This window comes from Acinetobacter sp. YH01018 (assembly GCF_013420295.1).
Lineage (GTDB): Bacteria > Pseudomonadota > Gammaproteobacteria > Pseudomonadales > Moraxellaceae > Acinetobacter.
Map to the genome: position 1 here is coordinate 53,605 of NZ_VOYL01000003.1, position 21,465 is coordinate 75,069.

The following is a 21,465-nucleotide window of genomic DNA, read 5'->3' on the forward strand; positions in this document are numbered from 1 at the left end:
AGCAACTGATTCCATGACCACTTATCTAAATTTACCTACAAAAGGATTTCAAAATATTAACAGACCGAAAGTTTCAGGGACTTTTTTCTGAGCAGATGCTTCATTGTCTGGTTCCAGGCTGTTACTATCGAAGATGTAATTTCTAAGTGATCAAACCGCTATGCAAGATTCGATTGAACAATATATGCAAACGGTAGGACAACAGGCACGCCAAGCTTCTCGCGTGTTAGCAAGCGCTTCTACCCAAACCAAAAACAATGCCTTATCTGCAATTTACACTGCATTACAAGACAGTGAAGCTGCAATTCTGGCTGCCAACCAAATCGATATGACCAATGGTCGTAATAATCATTTGGACAGTGCATTACTTGATCGCTTAGAACTTACCCCCAGCCGCTTTAAAGGCATGCTCCATGGCTTAAAAGATGTAATGAGTCTCGTTGACCCGATTGGCGAAATCACTGACCTGGCTTACCGTCCTTCAGGCATCCAGCTCGGGAAAATGCGGGTGCCTTTAGGTGTGGTCGGCATGATTTATGAATCGCGACCAAACGTAACGCTGGAAGCTGCTTCACTTGCCTTGAAATCAGGCAATGCCATTATTTTGCGTGGTGGTTCGGAAGCGCTGGAATCCAATAAAGCCATTGCCGAAGCCATTCAACATGGCTTAAAGGCTTCAGGCTTGCCTGAAACTTCTGTACAGGTCATTAATACGGCTGATCGTGCCGCAGTCGGCCATCTGATTACCATGTCTGAATATGTGGATGTGATTGTTCCACGTGGAGGCAAAGGGCTGATTGAACGGATCAGCAATGAAGCACGTATTCCGGTGATTAAGCATCTGGATGGTAATTGCCATGTCTTTGTTGAAGCACAGGCCGATTTGCAAAAAGCCCTGCCAATTGCACTGAATGCCAAGACCCATCGTTATGGCGTATGTAATGCCATGGAAACCTTGCTGGTCGATGAAAAAATTGCTGAAGATTTCTTGCCAAGCATTGCTGAACTGTATGCAGAAAAACAGGTCGAGCTGCGTGGCTGCCGTGAAACCCAGCGCATTCTCGGTTCAAGCGTAAAGCCAGCCAGCGAAGAAGATTGGTACACTGAATATTTAGGTCCAATTCTGGCGGTTAAAGTGGTGAGCGGGATTGATGAAGCGATTGATCATATTAACAAATATGGCTCACACCATACCGATGCGATCATTACCGAAAACTTTAGTCTTGCGCGTCAGTTCCTGGCACGTGTCGACTCAAGTTCAGTAATGATCAATGCCTCTACCCGTTTTGCCGACGGTTTTGAATATGGTCTGGGTGCTGAAATCGGGATTTCTACCGACAAGATTCATGCGCGTGGTCCCGTCGGTCTGGAAGGCCTGACTTCGCAAAAATGGATAGTGTTTGGTGACGGTCAAATTCGCCAATAATTCCTCTATTTAAAGCATCCTTAAGTGTTCAGCTTCAACTATGAAGCTGAACACAGTCACTACACTATCCCTGTCTTAAATTTCGTAACATGATAAAAACAATGAGAAAGATAAAAGGGAAAATCGCATGTTTTATTATTTGATCATTTGTACCTTTTTACTGGCATTACTGGTTTCTTTTACAGTGATGAAAATTTTTTCCAATTCGATTAATGCCATTCTGGCGCGCATTATCCACGACCCGATTCATGAAGCCTGGGCAAAATACACCAAATTTGCCGGCATGGTGGTCGGAACATCTTCAGGCATTCGTATTTACGATATGGAAAAATACATCACGCCGCTGACTTATACTGAGAATGACAAAAAAATTGTGATTGAACTGACCCAAGAGCGCTGGGTACTGGAAATTTACCGGACAATTATTGAAACCTTGCAAGGTCTGGCCTGGATGATGCTGGTGTTTTTTATGGTGGCATTGATTGCCTATGTCATTGTACGCTGGTCAGAAATCAAGTATCAAAACTAAGCATAAAAACAACACTTAGCTCCTGCTCAAAATTCATTTCTCATGCTAGGGTTAAAGGCGTACAGGAAGGAGCGTTTATGCTTGAGTACTATTTCATTAATAAATGAAAACCATCAACCAATAAATTCTATTTATTATTATTTCACTGGTCGATAGTGCTTAAGTCTAATCTCCTAAAGTCTATCTAGGACAGAAAATCAACACATGATACAACATGCAGACTGATCTGAATTGCATTGAAATGTACTGCATAAAGATCACTTTAGGGACGACTTATTTCAATTAAAATTCGGGTATTAAAACGTGTCTACATCAGTATTAGTTATTAACTGCGGCTCATCTTCTATTAAATATGCACTCGTTTCAGAACGTCGTGAAGATCGTATTTTTGGTTTAGCAGAAAATTTAGGTTCTGCTGAAGCACGCATTAAGGGTGTCACTGTTGGTGGCGCGCCACTCGAACTGTCTATTCCACATGCCGATCATGAAAAGGCTTTGGAAACCATTTTAGAACGTCTTTCTCATTATAATCCTCAAGCGATTGGGCACCGTGTTGTACATGGTGGCACATTGACCAAAGCTGAGTTATTAACACCAGAAATCATTGATCGTATTCGTGAAGCGACGCCACTTGCCCCGCTTCACAACCCTGCTCACCTTGTAGGAATTGACGCGACCATGCGTTTGTTCCCGGACCTTCCACAAGTGGCAGTATTCGATACAGCATTCCACCAAACCATGCCAGCGCATGCTTACCGTTATGCTGTACCAAAATTCTTATATACAGAGCACAACGTGCGTCGTTATGGCTTCCACGGTACCAGCCATGCTTACGTGTCTGAACGCGGTTCAGAATTAGCAGGCAGCTTAAAACAAGGTGGCTGGTTAACTGCACATTTAGGCAATGGTAGCTCGACCTGTGCCATCTGGAATGGTCAAAGTGTAGATACGTCAATGGGCCTGACCCCGCTTGAAGGCATTGTGATGGGTACCCGTAGCGGTGATGTCGATCCAAGTTTGCACAGCTTCCTGGCTGCCAACCTGGGCTGGGATGTGTATAAAATTGACAGAATGCTGAACAAAGAAAGTGGTTTGCTCGGTCTATCAGATAATCTTTCAAATGACATGCGTACCTTGATTGAAGCATCAGAACAAGGCAATGAAGATGCAACGCTGGCCATTGAAGTATTCTGCTACCGTTTGGCTAAATCTCTGGCTGCTTTAAGCTGTGGCCTGCCACGTCTTGATGGTCTGTTCTTTACCGGCGGTATTGGCGAAAACTCGGCTTATATCCGTGAAAAGACCATGGCTTACTTACCTCACTTCGGTTTCAACTTAAGCAAAGAACAAAACAATAATTTAAAACGCGGTACAGAAGGTCGTATTGATGCTGGCACAGGTCCTCAAATCTGGGTCATTCCAACCGATGAAGAAGGCCGTATTGCCAAAGAAACAGCACACGTTGTAGAAGGCGAGGTAAATCAGTCAGCTGCAAAAAAGCCTGAATGTGAGACTACGATTGCTTAAGCAATCGTAGCCTACTTATGCTTTCAATAAATCCCTTTATGATTTAGAAAAAATTATGAAAACAATACTTTTGGTTCCTACAGAAATTGGTGTTGGCTTAACGTCTGCATGTCTTGGTTTAATTTATGCATTGGAATGCCAAGGTGTAAAAGCAGGTTTTCTAAAGCCTTTCTCTCAAGAATTACAGCCTGAAGCAGATCGCACCACTGCACTGTATCGTCACCTGTTCAAGCATGAAACCGTTGAACCGATTTCCTATGCGGCCCTGACTGAACGTTTAAAAAATGATGAAAATGACGAGCTGCTTGAAGATGCAGTACGTTTACACCGTGAAATTTCCAAACATCACGATGTCATTATTGTAGAAGGCGTGCTACCAAACGGACGTGATCCTTTTGCGACAGAACTCAATGCCACTCTGGCGAAAGCGCTTGATGCCAAAGTGATTATTGTCAGCAATGCCGACATTAACAATGCGGCAAAAACCGCGGCAAAAGTTGACAATCAATTACGCTTCTTTGGTGGTGCGACTTGCGAGCGTACTGCAGGCGTATTGTTCATGCGTACCAAAGGCTTGCCGGAAGATTCTGCACAGATTCCTGTGACGCTTGATCCAAACCTGCGTTTAATTAGCGATACCAACCGATTTGTGAGTGCAATTCAAAGCACGCACCCAATGATTGGTAAAGACTGTATGCCAGTCATTGGCTTAGTTCCATTTAGCAACACTTTAAGTGTGCCACGCATGTCTGACTTGGCTGTGCATATTTCTGCAGAATGGATTAACCAAGGTGAAGCAGCACAACGCCGTGTATTACACAGCAGCTTAATTGCATCAAATATTGAACACGAAATGCATAAATTCGTGGCAGGTGAACTCATCATCAGCGGTTCTGATCGTGTTGATGTCTTGCTTGCAAGTAGCTTGGCAAGCAGTAATGGCATTCCACTGGCAGGTTTGGTTTTAACTGAACATCAGGCACCAAGCACTCAAGCTTTAGAATTCTGTCAAACAGCAATCAAAAATGGCTTGCCAATTTTACACACCAAATTGAGCACTTTTGACACAGCACAACAATTGCTGAATTTAAGCAATGAAATTCCGGTAGATGATACCGAGCGTGCTGAGCAGGTGACCCGTTTCGTGGCCAGCCACATCAATGCAGACTGGTTAACACAGTTAATCAGCGATACACATAAACCACGTTTATCTCCTTCTGCATTCCGTCATGAACTGGTGCAAAAATCAATTGCAGCGAAAAAGCGCATTGTTCTTCCTGAAGGGGATGAACCACGTACCATTCAGGCCGCAGCAATTTGTCAATCTCGTGGAATTGCCCACTGTATTCTGCTGGCAAAACCTGAAGCTGTGGTTGAAGTAGCAAAAGCACGTGGAATTGAATTACCGCATGATTTAGAAATTCTTGACCCAGACCTGATTCGCGAGAATTATGTCGGAAAAATGGTTGATTTACGTAAAGGCAAACTCAACGAGTTACAAGCGCGTGAACAGCTACAAGACACGGTAGTTTTAGGCACCATGATGCTGGCTCTTGATCAGGTTGATGGCTTGGTATCTGGCGCAGTCCACACGACAGCCAATACGGTTCGTCCTGCATTCCAGTTAATCAAGACTGCACCGGATTACTCACTGGTATCTTCAGTATTCTTTATGCTGTTGCCGGATGAAGTTTATGTTTATGGTGACTGTGCGATTAATCCTGATCCAGATGCAGAACAACTGGCTGAAATTGCCATTCAATCTGCAGACTCTGCTAAAGCGTTTGGCATTGATCCGCGCATCGCGATGATTTCTTATTCAACCGGTACTTCAGGTGCAGGGGCAGATGTAGAAAAAGTAGCCCAAGCGACTGAAATTGCCAAGCAACGCCGTCCAGACTTACTGATTGATGGTCCATTGCAATATGACGCAGCTTCGGTTGAAAGCGTAGGTCAGTCTAAAGCACCAGGCTCGCCAGTCGCAGGTCGCGCGAATGTATTTATTTTCCCTGACTTGAACACAGGTAACACTACCTATAAAGCAGTGCAACGTTCTGCCAATGTGGTGAGTGTTGGTCCAATGTTACAAGGCCTGAACAAACCTGTGAATGACTTATCACGTGGTGCATTGGTCGATGACATCGTGTTCACGATTGCATTGACTGCCATTCAGGCAGAGCAACAAGCGGCTCAATAATTCGTAAATTTAAGTTTTCCAAACCATCTGATTGCAAAATTGGGTGGTTTTTTTTTGATATTTTAAAATTCAACTTATCTATTCACCGACATTTTGTTAAGCATGACTTAATCAAAATTTTTGCGCCAACCACACCGTATGCCCGGTACAGTCCTGATCTTCCTCGACCATCTTTACCACTTCAAAACCGTGATCTTTCAATAATTGGCGATATTCATCTTGCGACAAACTGGCATGATACAGTACATCACCAAATAGATCTCCAAGAGCCTCTCCATGACTTGGCCCACTGGTGAACATCAAAGCTGCCCCTGTTTCAGCCAACTTAGAAAACTGAGCAAACATCTTGCGCTGATCATCTTGAGTCAAATGAAAAAAACTGTCCCACGCTAAAATACCGTGAAACTTTTGCCCTAAATCCAGCTGACGCATGTCTGCCTCAATCCAGCGCTGTTCAGGAAAGTTGTGCTTTGCCATTTCAATCATGCCCTCGGAACTATCCACCCCTACTACAGCATGACCTTGTTCAATCAGATATGCCGCAACTGGTTTTCCCGAGCCACAGCCCAAATCCAGTATTTGAGCATGTTTAGGAATCAGTGAAAGGAAATCATTGAGCCACACTTTTTCATACAGAAAATGGCCGCGTAATTCTGTCCATGCACGTGCATGTTTCTTATAAATTTTAATAATATTTTTGGCAAACTCAGACTGATCTTTCATAAGCAGTTTTTCTAAACGTTATTCTCAAGAGTATAGGCAGATTTAGATCTAGATTTGAAGATTTGAAGATTTAGAATGTTTTTATTTTTGAGAAAATTTAAAGCAAAAAAAGAAGATAAAGCCTGTGCCTAATCTTCTTGCTGACCGCAACCCTATCACTGCACGATATAAAGAAAAATTCATGACGGGAGCAATTGAAGGAAGTCTGTATTTATCAGATGAGATTTGATGCACTTATGATGTAAAAATTTTAGGACAAATTTATGACAACTTGACCACCTTTAACTCGAATAAGAAAACAGAAAAATTAAATTTTACTTTTCAACAATTCCAGATAAGAAATAAATTAAAACCATGTCAATCAATATTTTAAATGTCATTTTTACCCGAAACAAGGATTACTCTTGTCATCTCTATGACAAAAATCACTCAAAAAACGACCATTCATTTGTGCTGAAATTCACCATTAAACTTTCGGCCAAAAAGCACGCAAAATGCCCACAAAACCTGCTTTTTATCTTATAATTTAGCCCGCTAGCTAACAGCCCGCTCAAGAGATATTTGATATGACAACTATTATCAAGCAAGATGACTTGATCACATCGGTAAAAGATGCGCTTCAGTTTATTTCTTACTATCATCCACAAGACTTCATCCAAGCGATGAGCCGTGCCTATGATCGTGAAGAGAACAAAGCCGCAAAAGATGCTATTGCACAAATCTTAATTAACTCTCGTATGTGTGCAGAAGGCCACCGTCCTATCTGTCAAGATACCGGGATTGTGAACGTATTTCTTGAAGTGGGTTTAGACGTTAAATTTGATTTAACCATGAGCCTGGACGATGCAATCAATGAAGGTGTACGTCAAGGTTACCTGGAAAGCTCTAACGTACTTCGCGCATCAGTTTTAGCTGATCCTGCATTTGGCCGTAAAAATACCAAAGACAACACGCCTGCGGTCATCCATTACAAACTCGTACCAGGCAACAAAGTCGATATTACTGTTGCTGCCAAGGGCGGTGGTTCAGAAAACAAATCTAAACTTGCCATGTTGAACCCATCTGACTCAATCGTGGACTGGGTACTGAAAACTGTTCCAACCATGGGTGCAGGCTGGTGTCCTCCAGGTATGCTCGGTATCGGTATTGGTGGTACTGCGGAAAAAGCCATGATGCTTGCCAAAGAAGCATTGATGGAAGAGATCAACATGGACGAATTACTTCGTCGTGGTCCACAAAGCAAAATGGAAGAACTCCGTATTGAGATCTTCGAAAAAGTAAATGCTTTAGGTATTGGCGCGCAAGGTCTTGGCGGTTTAACTACTGTTCTTGATATTAAAATTAAAGATTACCCATGTCACGCTGCAGGCAAACCAGTCGGTATGATTCCGAACTGTGCTGCAACTCGTCACGCACATTTCCAATTAGATGGTTCAGGTGTTGCTCACATTCAAGCACCTAAACTTGAAGACTACCCGGCTGTAACCTGGGATTCTTCATCTTCTAAACGTGTTGACCTAGACAACATCACACAAGAAGAAATGAACTCTTGGAAACCAGGCGATACTTTATTGCTTAACGGTACAATCTATACCGGTCGTGACGCTGCGCACAAACGTATGGTTGATATGTTGAATAATGGTGAAGAACTTCCTGTAGACCTTAAAGGCAAGTTCATTTATTACGTTGGCCCTGTCGATCCTGTAGGCGATGAAGTGGTTGGTCCTGCTGGTCCGACAACAGCTACACGTATGGACAAATTCACTCGTCAAGTGCTTGAAGCTACTGGCTTGTACGGCATGATTGGTAAAGCTGATCGTGGTCCGGCTGCTGTTGAAGCTATTAAAGACAACAAAGCGACTTACCTGATGGCCGTAGGTGGAGCTGCTTACCTGGTATCTAAAGCTGTTCGTGAAGCTGAAGTTGTCGCTTTTGCTGACTTGGGTATGGAAGCAATCTACAAATTCAAAGTTGAAGATATGCCGGTATCGGTTGCTGTTGATGTCAATGGTACGTCTATTCACGCAACTGCACCTAAAATCTGGCAAGCAAAAATTGGGAAAATTCCAGTCGTTGACGCTGCTGCAAACTAATTTGCCAAAGCTAAAAAAAGCACCCATTAGGGTGCTTTTTTTATATTAAGATGATTACCACGTCAGTGGATTCCAAATCTTAAACGGCTGAGTCAGCTGTACATCTTCTGCCGGATTATATTTTGCAGGTTTCAGCTTTTGCGCTTTCTTACGCAACTTCCCACTATTTTGATCTAACGCAACAAAGTTATAACTTTCTGACTTCAGCTGAGTATAGGCGATTTCATTTAAGCCCGTTTTTTCCGGCATCAAGATTAAAGGCCCCGAAACTTCACGACGGGTAGTTAAGTTTTCTTCATCATACTTAATAAAATAAGACTGTCCTGCCTGCACGGTAAAATCCAGATATTTGGGCTTTTGGAAATGCTGCACCCCAACAGGGCGGCTAGTGGATATGCGATAGGTTCCGGCAGGCAGTTCTACCCAATAATAATGATTGTTTAATAAACTTGGAATACGTTCACTATTGATAAACAAGCTGGATGCCACAATTTCCTGACGGTTCCACTTACTATCAGGACGGTATAAATAAACAATCGCAGCCTGATCATTCTGTGCCTGAACTGGCTGAAAGCGCTGTCCTATCTTTTGATTAACCCAAGCACCAATGCTAAACATGCCAAAACGGTACTGTTCCAACAATCCCGGTTCATGTTCAGTATTGACAGGTTTTAAGGTCGATGTCGCTTGAGTGTGTTCCATAGCAGATTTGCCATGGCATCCCAACAAAATAAAGCTTGCACAGACTGCAATACAGACTCCACGCATGATTTTCCCTCACCGCGTATTTTTTTATTTTTGTACTAAACTGAATTAAGCACTTCATTGTTTGCTATATATTGATTTTATTTCGGCGTCCACGCCGAGTTCTTGAGATTAACATTAGGTTTTATTTTTGGAAATAAAAAACGCGCGAAAACACAAGTTTTCCGCGCGTTTCTGACGAATAGCGAATTAAGCAGATTTAGAATTTATCACTTTTAAATCTACTTTAGCCTCATTTTCAGTCTCTGATTTAGGCTGACGTTCTGCTTTTAACACTGGTTTTGCTTCACCTGCAATCACTGCATCATTCACAATCACAGTCCCGACATCGGTACGGCTTGGTAAATCATACATGGTTTCAAGTAATGCATTTTCTAGGATTGAACGCAGACCACGTGCACCGGTATTACGTTCCAAGGCTTTCTTTGCCACGGCACGTAATGCTGAATCCTCAAATACCAGATCCACGTTTTCCATATCAAACAAATATTGATATTGACGGGTTAAGGCATTTTTTGGCTCAGTCAGAATCTGCATCAAGGCTTCTTCATCCAGCTCATCCAGAGTTGCGATGACCGGCAAACGGCCAATAAATTCTGGAATCAAGCCAAATTTCACCAAGTCTGTTGCTTCAACCTGACGGAACAAATCAGACAACTTTCGGGTTTCATTTTTGTTCTTCACTTCAGCAGTGAAACCGATCCCGCCTTTTTCCTGACGCTGTTGTACGATTTTCTCTAGACCAGAGAAGGCACCGCCACAGATAAACAGGATATTTGAGGTATCAATCTGAATGAACTCTTGCTGCGGATGCTTACGACCACCTTGTGGCGGGATTGAGGCAACCGTACCTTCGATCATTTTTAACAGCGCCTGCTGAACACCTTCACCAGATACATCACGGGTAATCGACGGGTTTTCAGATTTACGGGTAATCTTGTCGATCTCGTCGATATAGATAATACCCTTTTGCGCTTTTTCTACATCATAGTCGGCTTTTTGCAACAGCTTCTGTACGATGTTTTCCACATCTTCACCGACATAACCCGCTTCAGTAAGCGTGGTTGCATCGGCCATGGCAAATGGAACATCAAGCAAACGCGCTAAAGTTTGTGCCAGCAAAGTTTTACCTGAACCTGTTGGTCCAACCAGTAAAATATTACTTTTTGCCAGTTCAACCGCATCATCATGCTTATGGCCGCTATGGGTCACTTTTAGACGCTTGTAATGGTTATACACTGCAACTGAAAGCGTTTTCTTGGCAACATCCTGACCAATGACATATTGATCAAGTGCGGCACGAATTTCGTGTGGCTTAGGCAATGGTTTGCTCGCCCAATCGCCCGATTCAACTTGCTGGCTGGTTTGGACTAAATCTAGGCATACGTCCACACACTCATTACAGATGTAAGCGTCCTCACCTGCAATCAGTTTCCCGACTTCAGACTGCGTTTTACCGCAAAATGAACAATGCTTTTGTCCTTGAGGATGATCGGACATATTCACTCCAATATAAAAATCTGAAAATTATGGACGTTTAGTAAGTACTTCATCCACGAGACCGTATTCTTTAGCAGCCTGTGCTGTCATAAAGTTATCACGGTCAGTATCTCTGGCAACAGTTTCATAGTCTTGACCACTATGCTCTGCCATTAAACGGTTTAAACGTTCTTTAATAAATAGAATTTCACGCGCGTGAATTTCAATATCCGATGCCTGACCACGGAAACCACCAAGTGGCTGGTGAATCATCACACGGGCATTTTCCAGGCAATAACGTTTCCCCTTAGCACCTGCATTAAGCAGGAATGCACCCATAGAGGCTGCCTGTCCCATACAATACGTCACGACATCCGGTTTAATGAATTGCATGGTATCGTAAATGGCCATACCTGCAGTCACTGAACCTCCTGGTGAATTAATATAGAGGTGTATATCTTTATCTGGGTTCTCTGCTTCTAAAAACAACATTTGCGCAACAATTAAATTTGCCATGTTGTCTTCAACTTCACCGGTTAAGAAGATGACGCGTTCACGCAAAAGACGTGAAAAAATATCGAAAGAACGCTCACCACGAGAAGACTGTTCAACCACCACTGGCACTAAAGCGTTATCAATTGTTGGAACATACATACGTTATTTATTCCTAAATTTTTTGTTACTCAACTCATAGTCACAATATGAGGGATAATTGCCGAAAATGCAAAATATTCCCAATTAAATAACAGATATTTTTTATATAAGCATTGTGAATTCAGGACAGGTCACGATAAGCCTGTACATAAAAAAAGGCGCATGATGCGCCTTTTTTCGGTCAGCTAAGCTTAGCCTTGTTGACGAGCTTGTTGCTCTTTCAATAAGTCTTCATAGCTTACTTTTTTGTCAGTCACTTTAGCAGATGCCAAGATGTGATCAACTACTTGATCTTCTAATACAACAGCTTCGATTTGAGCACGTTGCTGTTTGTCATTTTTGAAGTATTCAATCACTTCAGTTGGGTCTTCGTAAGAAGAAGCCATGTCTTCGATGTAAGCTTCAACGCGAGCAGCATCAACTTCAATTTTAGCGTCCGCTAAAACCTTGCTCACCAACACGCCAAGTTTTACAGATTTTTCAGCTTGTTCTTTGAACAGGTCATCTGGAAGCATGCTGCTGTCAAATGCTTTCGCACCTTGAGCACCAAACTGTTGGGTGAACTGTTGAATCATTTGTTGACGTTGACGATCAATTTCTTGAGACAACATAGAAGCAGGAACTTCAACTTCGTTTGCAGCTACAAGTGCATCGAAAGTCGCGCCTTTCACTTGGTTACGAAGACCGTTTTTCACTTCACGTTCCATGTTTTTACGAACGTCAGCTTTTAATTTTTCAACGCCTTCTTCTTCAGTTAGACCGAAGATTTTCAAGAATTCAGCATCAACTTCTGGAAGTTTTTGTTTTTCAACTAGCTTCACAGTGATTTTGAATTGAGCAGCTTTACCCGCAAGGTTTTCAGCCTGGTAATCTTCAGGGAAAGTAACATCAATCACTTTCTCTTCGCCTTTCTTCATACCAACGATACCGTCTTCGAAGCCAGGGATCATACGACCAGAACCTAACACCAGTTTAAAGTCAGTTGCAGAACCGCCTTCAAATTTTTCGCCATCAACTGAACCTTCAAAGTCGAAAGTAACTTGCATGTCTTTTTTAGCCATGCCTTTGGTTTCAGTCCAGCTTGCACGTTGCTTTTGAAGGTTTTCGATCATTTGATCGACGTCTTTGTCGTTCACTTCAGTCGCTTTACGTTCAACTTCTAGACCGTCAAATTTAACTTCAACTTCTGGATAAACTTCTACAGTTGCTTCATAAACAAGAGCGTCTTCCTTGTTTTCAACTTTTTCAATGTTTGGCATGCCAACAGCATTGATTTTCTCTTGTTGAATCGCTTCGAATACTGTGTCACGAATTACATCGTTCACAACTTCTTGATAAATACCTGCGCCATATTCACGACGTACTACATTTAAAGGCACTTTACCTGGACGGAAGCCGTTGATCTTCACAGTTTTAGCAGTGCGTTTTAAACGAGCTTCAAATTGCTCGTTCACACGGCTCGTCGGTACAGATACATTTAAACGACGGGCAACGCCCGAAACCGCTTCAGAAGTTACTTGCATGGCTTCCTCGATATAGAAATAGTAATTGCAATTTTGAAAGTGCCACATTATATGACAACATTGAAAGATATACAAAACCGGATGTTTTAACCATTAAATTTTAAGTATTCTGATCATAAAAGTCTGGCTTAATTACAACTTTGAACATCTGTAGTGCATAAACATCGCCATTTTCTATATTTTTTTACCGCTTTCGCCTATTTTTCGCTGTTTGATACTTTTTATTTCAGTATTTTTTCTGGCTATCTTTTGTGGTTCTCATTCAGCCCTGTTTTAGCCACAGTTCATAATTTTTGTCTAAATCCCCTGTTCCTCCTGCAAAAAGCTCTTTTGAGTAGAAATTTCATGATCGCATTCCCTGTTTTTATTTTTTACGAAAAAGATTATTTACTTAAAATCAGGAATAGCCTTTAAAAGTAGAATTACACGCTTGGACTCAGCATAAACATTGAATACAAAATGAAATTTTTGTTGGTAATTGGCTATATCACTGTTAAAAAAATTAACATCAATATTCCCAATTAAAAATAGAAAAACCATTAAAATATAAGATACATATATAAATCAATAAATTAACTTTAAATAGCCACATTATTTGATTCAAAAAACAAATTGATAACTTAAAAATGATTACCAATTACAATTATAACTCATAGTGATAAAAAATAAGAATCATTATTATTCTCATACGTTTTCACAGTACCCTTTTGAGTTCGAAATGGCCTTCATTAAAACACGCAAAAAAATCGTATCTTCTGCGATTGTTTCCTCACTTTCAGTGATGGCAGCAAATGCATTTGCACAAGATCAAGTTGCTCAACTTGAAACTATTCATGCTCAGGCGGAAGCAGAAACAACTCAAGGTCTAAAAGTAGATCAATCTGCCAACTCCAAGTTTGTTGCTCCTTTGCTGGATACACCTAAATCAGTTTCTGTCATTTCCAAGCAGCTGATTGAAGATACTCAAGTGACCACTTTGAGCGATGCTTTGCGTACAGTGCCCGGGATTACTTTAGGGGCTGGTGAAGGCGGCAACCCGAATGGCGACCGTCCATTTATTCGCGGTTATAACTCAGAAAGTTCGATGTACGTCGATGGCGTGCGTAATGCCACTTCACAAAACCGTGAAATGTTTGCTGTCGAACAGGTTGAAGTAACCAAAGGTTCAGCCTCTGCAATGGGCGGTGCAGGTACGACTGGCGGTAGCGTTAACATGATTTCTAAAGTTGCGAAAAAAGGCGACTCATTAGAAGGTTCTGTTGGCGCAGGTACAGACAATTACCAGCGTATTACTTTAGATGGCAACAAAGATTTTGGTAACGGTATTGCTGCCCGTGTAGCAGTAATGGGCCACCATAATGAAAAAGCCGGTCAGGCCGATGGCACTGAATACAAACGTGCCGGTATTGCTCCAAGTATTACTTTTGGCTTGGATACGCCTACCCGTGCGACCTTAAGCTATTACTACCTAAAAACAGACGATACTCCTGATTCAGGCGTACCCTACAACAATCCTACTGGATATTCGCAATATTCAGGAAAGCCAATTGATGTCAAGCAAGGCATTTATTACGGCTGGGAAGACCGTGATTTCCAGAAACAGGAAAATCAGGTGGGTACAATCAAGTTAGAACATGACCTGACTGACAATCTGACCATTACAAATACCGCGGTTTATAACAGCTCTAAAAATGATTATCTGTGGACAAACCCAGATGATTCTCAAGGAAACATTTATAAGAATGGGAATGTATGGGCACGTGTAAACTCACGTATTGCCGATACCGATACATTTACCGACCAGTTAGCGTTAACCGGAAAATTTAATACCGGCGCTCTTAAGCATAGCTTTAACTTAGGTGCCGAGTATTCGGATCAAGAAACAGATCGTACCCAATATATTATTAATGGCAAAAATGCGACTGGTACTCTAAATCCGGACGATACTCCAACCAATGACTGTAGCCCTGCCGATATTGCTTCGGGCTGGTGTACTTCTGTTCAGAATCCTAATCGGGGACCATGGACAGGAAGTATCAGTACTGAAGGTGCAGACCAATACAACACCCAAACCAAGTCCACTTCTGTTTATTTCCTGGACAGCATTGAATTCAATCCACAATGGATTTTAGATTTAGGCTTACGTTGGGACAAGTTTGATACAGAACAAACCATGACCTATGGTGCACGTAACAGTGCTGTTCTAGGTTCAGCCACCACCCCTCCAACAAGACAAGTTGGCGAGCAAGTTAAAACTGAAAGTGATACTGATTTCTTCACTTATCAGGCAGGCCTTACTTTTAAACCGGTTGAAAATGGTTCAATCTATGCCAGCTATGCAACATCTGCCAACCCTGTGGGTGTAGATGCTGGTGACGGTTCTGAAGGTATAGGTGCAGCGTATAGCAACTTGGACCCTGAAGAAAGCCAGACTTTTGAAATTGGCACCAAATGGGATCTTTTACAAGATCGCTTGAATTTAACTGCCGCTATTTTCCGTACTGAAAAGCAGAATGCGCGTATCCAGTTGAGCCCGACTACTTATAGTAATATTGGCGAAAGCAAAGTTGACGGTATCGAGCTTGGCTTGAACGGTAAAATTACAGATAAATGGGATATCAGCGCAGGATATACTTACCTAGATAGTGAAGCGTCCAAGAATGGCGTAAGCTGTCGCGGTACAACCTGTACTGACCAAACGGTATTTAACGGCAACCAAATGCCGAATGTTCCTAAAAACAGCGCTACACTTTGGACCACCTATCAGGTTCTTCCTCAACTTCAACTTGGTGCTGGTGCAACTGCAATGGACAAAGTCTATGGCGACCTAGCCAATACCAAATACGTTCCAGGTTATGTGCGTTACGATGCCATGGCACGTTATAACGTCAATGAAAATGTTGGCCTGCAATTGAATGTCAATAACCTGTCTGACGAACGCTATTTCACTAAAGCGTATGCGTCTCACTATGCCACTGAAGCTGAAGGGCGTAGCGCAGTATTGTCGCTCAACTTTAAATACTAAAATTGACTTTTAAAATCCCATAATTTATTTATGGGATTTTATTGAAAATAGCCTCATCATGAGGCTATTTTTATAGCTACAAAAATTTATTCATCCAAAGGTGTATTGCCGTGATCCATCATATTCCGCATGTCCTGAGTAAAGAACAAGTTCAATATTTCCGTGATGAGATGGCAAAAATTGAATGGGTCAATGGTAAAGTCACTGCCGGCACACTTTCAGCAACGGTCAAGCAAAACCAGCAATTGCCTGAAGATCATCCGCTGACGCATCACTTAAGTACCATCATTTTAGAATCATTGGGTCAGCATCCCTTGTTTTTATCTGCGGCTATTCCCCTCGACATTATTCCTCCCCTGTTTAACCGTTATGAAAACAATGAAGCCTTTGGTTTTCATGTCGACAATTCCATCCGTCGTATCCGTGGCAGCAATGAGCGCTTACGAACGGATTTGTCCTGCACGGTTTTTTTGAGTGAACCGGAAGAATATGAGGGTGGCGACCTGGTGGTAGAAGACACCTATGGCTATCATGAAGTTAAACTGCCCGCGGGCGATATGATTCTCTACCCTTCCACCAGTGTGCATGAAGTCACGCCGGTAACCTCCGGCTGCCGTCTCGCTTCGTTCTTTTGGGTACAAAGCATGATCCGTGATGATGCTGAACGCCACATGCTGTTTAATCTGGATCAGTCCATTCAGAACTTGCGTATGCAGTTGGGTGACAAGCACGAAGAAGTGATCAAGCTGACCCATCTTTATCATAATTTAATGCGTAAATGGGCGGAACTCTAAGTTTAAAATCATGAAAAGCCCATGATTCAAGTGCTGCATGAATGCGAGGATAATTTTAATTTTCCTGAAACTGAGCAGCAGAGTTAAGCATTTCATTGTCAGTGAGCATAAAAATCACAGCCCAATCATTATTCTTTTTCAATAGTGCAATGGATTCAGTATATCGATTGCACTTTTTTAAACAGTATTTCAAATAAAAACGGATAATCTTATATAAATTTATTGCAAATAATAATAATTATCATTAATATTTGCACCATTGTTACACTCCATAACAATACGTTCACTTTTAGTTCCAGATTACTGACCACAAAAGTTGCAAAACAGTATTGGAATTCCGTCATATACGAAACTAGGGATGACTGACCATGGCACACATCAAAAGCCGTAAACACCACAGAAATGCTCAACTAGTTGCATTAGCGGCCTCGTTCCCGCTCATGACTCATGCAGCGGCGAGTAATGGCGTAACCCAGCTCCCAACCATTACCTTGGAATCTAAAGCAGAAAATAAATATAAAGCCGATAGCGTCAGCTCCCCAAAATATACCCAGCCACTGGTCGATACCCCGCAAACCATTTCAGTGATTAAAAAAGAACTATTAAAAGAACAAGGTGCAACATCTTTGGTAGAAGCCTTAAGAAACACCCCGGGAATTACCCTGCAACTGGGTGAAAATGGCAATACCAGTGCCGGTGATGCCTTTCAAATGCGCGGCTTTTCGACTCAAACCTCTACCTATGTTGATGGTATCCGCGATTTGGGTGCGGTCACCCGTGATGTCTTTAACGTGGAACAGATTGAAGTGGTCAAAGGCCCTTCTGGTGCGGAAGCTGGTCGTGGTGCAGCATCAGGGTATATCAACCTGGCCAGCAAACTGCCTCAAACTGAAAATAGCCGTGAAGTTTTTGCCACTTACAATACTGCAGAACATGCCCGCCTGACTGCTGATATCAATCAGGTGATTAATGATAGCGTTGTAGTTCGCTTAAATGCCATGGGACAGGACGGCGGCGTTGAAGGTCGCGATTTTATTGAAAATAACGGTTGGGCCATTGCACCCTCGATTGCCTTTGGACTGGATAGCGATACCCGTTTGTATCTCTATTCACAGCATATCCGTCAACGTAACATTCCGGATGGCGGTATCCCGACCATTGGTATGAAGGGTTTCTACAACGCCGATTCTGCTTTAGCTTCAGCGCCTAAAGTCAACCGTGAAAATTATTATGGCCAGGCCAATGACCATGAAGATGTCGATGCAGACATGTACACGGCAAAAATTGAAAGTGATCTGGCTGAAAACGTCAAGCTGACCAACATCACCCGTTTGGGTAAAACCAGCATGAACCGTGTTTTAACCGGGATCAACACCGGTTCAGCGGGCTTAAGAACCAATGGTTCAACTGATCCGAAAGACTGGGAAGTTAACCGTTCACGTCAGGGTGTCGATCAGGAAAACAAGATTCTGGCTAACCAAACGACTTTAAACCTGAATTTAAAAACCGGTGCGATTGAGCATGATGTGGTTGCAGGTCTGGAATTCTTAAAAGAACAGCAACACAACAAAACCATGGCCACACAAATGCCGGGGCAAGCGACGGTAGCAACCTCTTGGGCCAATCTTTATGATCCAGATCGCAATGAAGCAATGCCAGCACTGATGTATAACGGTGGCTATACCCATGGTGAAACCGATACAGCTGCCGCCTATTTATTCGACACGCTTAAATTTGGTGAGCGCTTCCAGCTGAATGGCGGAGTACGGGTCGACTATTATGATACCGAATATGATGCTTTGACCTTGCCATCGGGTAGCAGCAGCTTGGTTCCTGCAAGTTTTGGTGCGAATGACACCTTGGTCAGCTGGAAACTGGGCGGCCTATTTAAACCTACCGCTAAAAGTAGCGTATATGCTTCTTATGCCAAATCCCTGACCCCTCCGGGAAGTGCCAACTTTAGTCTTTCAGCAGAAGGAATTAACAGTGCGGCTGCAAAACCGCAAGAAACCCATCACTATGAAATTGGCACCAAGTGGGATCTGCTGAATGATCAGCTGGCACTTAATGCTGCTGCCTATTACACTGAAAATGAAAACCAGTTTACCCAGGATGCGATTACTCAAGAATCCATTCAGCAAGGTAAAACGAGCGTAAAAGGGGTTGAACTGAGTGCTGTGGGTAAAATTACCGAAGCATGGAATGTGTCTGCCGGCGTTGCGCACATGAAAACCGAACAAGAAGATCAGCTGAGCGTGAATGCAACCACTGGCGCAATTACCCGAACCAACAATGTGCGCTGGTCACCTGAATGGACAGCAAGCTTATGGTCGACCTATGATGTTGCCGGCTTTAAACTGGGTTTAGGCGCACGTTATGTGGATGAGCAAAAGCGTGTGATTACCGATAGCACGGCAGCGGCGAATATGCCAAACATTCCGGGCTATGTGGTGTTTGATGCCATGGCGGGCTATAACTTCAATAAAAATGCCTCGGTCAACTTGAATGTCTATAATCTGGCAGACAAGGAATACATCAGTACCCTCAATAATGGCGGTGGCCGTGTGATATTAGGACAACCGCGTTCTGCAGCTTTAACCTTTAACTATAAGTTTTAAGCCATTCGCCAAGTCTTAGCAGATTGAGTATAAATATAGTGTGTTAGATTTAGTGACTGTTGACTCCTCGTGTATGAAATAGCAACTGTACCTAATGCACTACATGATTTATTTTTGAATCCAATTAATGTTAGGGATGCAGATCAAGCTGATGATGTTACATATTCCTGAAATTCTAAGCAAACAGCAGGTTGTCGAGCTACGACAACAATTAGATAACAGTCAGGCCTGGATTCAGGGTCAGCACAGTGCCGGCTTTCAGGCACAAAAAATAAAAAATAATCTACAGATTGATCCCAACAGCATTGCTTATCAATCCTTTGCGGCCAAAATTCTTCAGGCCTTACAACACAACCTCCAGCTCAAATCTGCGGCATTGCCCAAGCATATTCTTCCGCCTTTATTTAACTGCTATCAGGATCAGGGGCATTATGGCAATCATGTCGATAATGCCGTGCAATATTCCAGCAGCATCGGACAAGCTATTCGTACTGACGTTTCCATCACCGTGTTTTTATCTGAACCGGATGAATATGCAGGTGGTGAACTGATTGTGGAAGACAATTATGGCAGTCATGAAGTCAAGCTCGATGCGGGAGATGCCATACTCTACCCGGCCACCAGTTTACATCGGGTGGAACCGGTGACCCAAGGCAAACGGATAGCGGCATGTACCTGGATACAAAGCATAGTCAAAGATGACTGGCAACGCAGCATGCTGTTTAACCTCGACATGAACATTATTAAATTGCGCCAGCAGATTGGCGATAACGAAGAAATTCTGGGTTTGACCAGTCATTACCATAACCTATTACGCCAATGGGGCGACCTATGAAAACCGTTGCACCCCTTGCTCCCCTCTCGCAGATTCCGGCTTATTTACAAACCATTGCCGATTATGAAATTGAAGCACAAAAGCATCTGCCTGATATGGTATGGCAATACTTGCAAGGCGGCTCTATGGATGAGGTCAGCGTTCGCGCCAATCTGGATCAGTTTCAACAGATTCACTTATTGCCCCGAATGCTCAAAGACCTGACTCAAGGTCATACCCGCTGTAAAATTTTAGGGCAGGAATATCCGCACCCAATTTTTCTGGCCCCGATTGGACACCAGCAGCAGTTCCATCCTGAAGCTGAAGCAGCAACCGCACTGGCCGCAGAAGTATTGGGCAGCAATATGGTACTCAGTACCTTTAGCAATACTGACATGCGCCAACTGAAACAGGACAATCCATACAAGTGGTTTCAACTCTATTGGCAAGGTGACCGGGAAAAATCGCTGGTGCTGGTAAAACTGGCCGAACAGCACAATTTTAAAGCCCTGGTGATTACCGTGGATTCACCGCATACTGGTATCCGTGACCGTGAACGCCGGGTATTTTTCCATTTGCCGGAAGGCATGCAGCATCCGCATACAGCGGCGCATATCCCCTTGCCTGAACTACATGAGGGGGATCATCCCGTATTTAATGGTTTGATGAAAATTGCACCGACTTGGGAGGATATTGCCTGGATGGTTCATCAGACCTCATTACCGGTTATTTTAAAAGGAATCGTCAATCCGCAGGATGCGCTGCTGGCCATACAGCACGGCGTACAATGCCTGATTGTATCCAATCATGGTGGTCGTGTATTAGATACTTGCATTCCTCCACTGACTGCATTGCAGTTGATTAAAAAAGTGCTGCCGGCCGATTTTCCGCTGCTCTATGATGGTGGGATTCGCCGTGGTTCAGATGTGTTTAAAGCCCTTGCCCTGGGTGCTGCGGCGGTTTTCATCGGGCGTCCTTATATTTATGGACTGGCAACTGCGGGAGCACTGGGTGTGGCACATGTGATTAAAATACTGAAGGAAGAATTTGAGATTACCATGGCATTAATGGGAACAGCCACGCTAAATGACATCACTGATGAGTATATTTTCCATAAATAGTACTGCTTATGGAAAATATTTCCCACGCTCCAGTTTTATATGCAAAAAAAGAAAAATATTTCCAGAATAAATCCAGTAAGATTAAGTTATAGCTTTGCAAAAGCTGCGATAAAGCCAAGTGATAGGAATTGATGGTTTTTTTATAACTTTCGACCCATCCTTTTAGGTACCCAGCTT

15 protein-coding genes are annotated in these 21,465 nt (G+C 42.9%); 10 read left to right on the forward strand and 5 right to left on the reverse strand.

Going from position 1 to position 21,465, the window contains the following annotated elements; genetic code table 11:
- Positions 1-160 precede the first annotated feature (160 nt).
- From FTT83_RS01935 to pta, 4 genes are all read left to right on the forward strand, one after another.
- Positions 161-1,426, forward strand: coding sequence for a glutamate-5-semialdehyde dehydrogenase (locus FTT83_RS01935; RefSeq protein WP_180044058.1), 1,266 nt, complete (start codon positions 161-163; stop codon positions 1,424-1,426).
- Positions 1,427-1,553: 127 nt separating this feature from the next.
- A complete protein-coding gene (locus tag FTT83_RS01940) occupies positions 1,554-1,955 on the forward strand; it encodes a hypothetical protein (protein ID WP_016168218.1) in 402 nt (133 codons plus the stop codon).
- A gap of 303 nt (positions 1,956-2,258) precedes the next feature.
- Positions 2,259-3,482 (forward strand): acetate/propionate family kinase, encoded by a 1,224-nt coding sequence (locus FTT83_RS01945; protein WP_086197489.1) that lies wholly within the window; start codon positions 2,259-2,261, stop codon positions 3,480-3,482.
- 55 nt (positions 3,483-3,537) lie between these two features.
- Positions 3,538-5,679, forward strand: coding sequence for a phosphate acetyltransferase (gene pta / locus FTT83_RS01950; RefSeq protein WP_180176170.1), 2,142 nt, complete (start codon positions 3,538-3,540; stop codon positions 5,677-5,679).
- A 111-nt stretch (positions 5,680-5,790) separates the two neighbouring features.
- Here the strand turns inward: pta and FTT83_RS01955 are convergent, their stop codons facing one another.
- Positions 5,791-6,402: a trans-aconitate 2-methyltransferase gene (locus FTT83_RS01955; protein ID WP_180176169.1), complete on the reverse strand. Its 612-nt coding sequence runs from the start codon at positions 6,400-6,402 to the stop codon at positions 5,791-5,793.
- Between the two features lie 566 nt (positions 6,403-6,968).
- Here FTT83_RS01955 and FTT83_RS01960 point away from each other — a divergent pair.
- Positions 6,969-8,495, forward strand: coding sequence for a fumarate hydratase (locus FTT83_RS01960; protein ID WP_092820830.1), 1,527 nt, complete (start codon positions 6,969-6,971; stop codon positions 8,493-8,495).
- Positions 8,496-8,549: 54 nt separating this feature from the next.
- Here FTT83_RS01960 and FTT83_RS01965 read toward each other — a convergent pair whose 3' ends face one another.
- The 4 genes from FTT83_RS01965 to tig form a co-directional block, all read right to left on the reverse strand.
- On the reverse strand, positions 8,550-9,263 hold the full coding sequence (locus FTT83_RS01965; protein ID WP_180044109.1) for a DUF2846 domain-containing protein: 714 nt from the start codon (positions 9,261-9,263) through the stop codon (positions 8,550-8,552).
- A gap of 186 nt (positions 9,264-9,449) precedes the next feature.
- Positions 9,450-10,760, reverse strand: coding sequence for an ATP-dependent protease ATP-binding subunit ClpX (clpX, locus tag FTT83_RS01970; protein WP_180044110.1), 1,311 nt, complete (start codon positions 10,758-10,760; stop codon positions 9,450-9,452).
- Between the two features lie 27 nt (positions 10,761-10,787).
- Positions 10,788-11,393 (reverse strand): ATP-dependent Clp endopeptidase proteolytic subunit ClpP, encoded by a 606-nt coding sequence (gene clpP / locus FTT83_RS01975; RefSeq protein ID WP_086175809.1) that lies wholly within the window; start codon positions 11,391-11,393, stop codon positions 10,788-10,790.
- 191 nt (positions 11,394-11,584) lie between these two features.
- Positions 11,585-12,916, reverse strand: coding sequence for a trigger factor (gene tig, locus FTT83_RS01980; RefSeq protein WP_166169318.1), 1,332 nt, complete (start codon positions 12,914-12,916; stop codon positions 11,585-11,587).
- Positions 12,917-13,634: 718 nt separating this feature from the next.
- On the opposite strand from tig, the gene FTT83_RS01985 reads away from it, so the two are divergent.
- The 5 genes from FTT83_RS01985 (at position 13,635) to FTT83_RS02005 (ending at position 21,288) form a co-directional block, all read left to right on the forward strand.
- Positions 13,635-15,941: a TonB-dependent siderophore receptor gene (locus FTT83_RS01985; RefSeq protein ID WP_180176168.1), complete on the forward strand. Its 2,307-nt coding sequence runs from the start codon at positions 13,635-13,637 to the stop codon at positions 15,939-15,941.
- A gap of 110 nt (positions 15,942-16,051) precedes the next feature.
- Complete coding sequence (locus tag FTT83_RS01990) at positions 16,052-16,735, forward strand: Fe2+-dependent dioxygenase (protein WP_180176167.1); 684 nt, start codon at positions 16,052-16,054, stop codon at positions 16,733-16,735.
- Between the two features lie 368 nt (positions 16,736-17,103).
- The gene (locus FTT83_RS01995) at positions 17,104-19,353 is read left to right on the forward strand and encodes a catecholate siderophore receptor Fiu (protein WP_180176166.1); all 2,250 of its coding nucleotides are present in this window, start codon (positions 17,104-17,106) and stop codon (positions 19,351-19,353) included.
- Between the two features lie 151 nt (positions 19,354-19,504).
- Positions 19,505-20,188, forward strand: coding sequence for a Fe2+-dependent dioxygenase (locus tag FTT83_RS02000; RefSeq protein WP_180174251.1), 684 nt, complete (start codon positions 19,505-19,507; stop codon positions 20,186-20,188).
- Positions 20,185-21,288 (forward strand): alpha-hydroxy acid oxidase, encoded by a 1,104-nt coding sequence (locus FTT83_RS02005; protein ID WP_180174217.1) that lies wholly within the window; start codon positions 20,185-20,187, stop codon positions 21,286-21,288. Before FTT83_RS02000 ends, FTT83_RS02005 begins: the two co-directional genes overlap by 4 nt.
- Positions 21,289-21,465 lie beyond the last annotated feature (177 nt).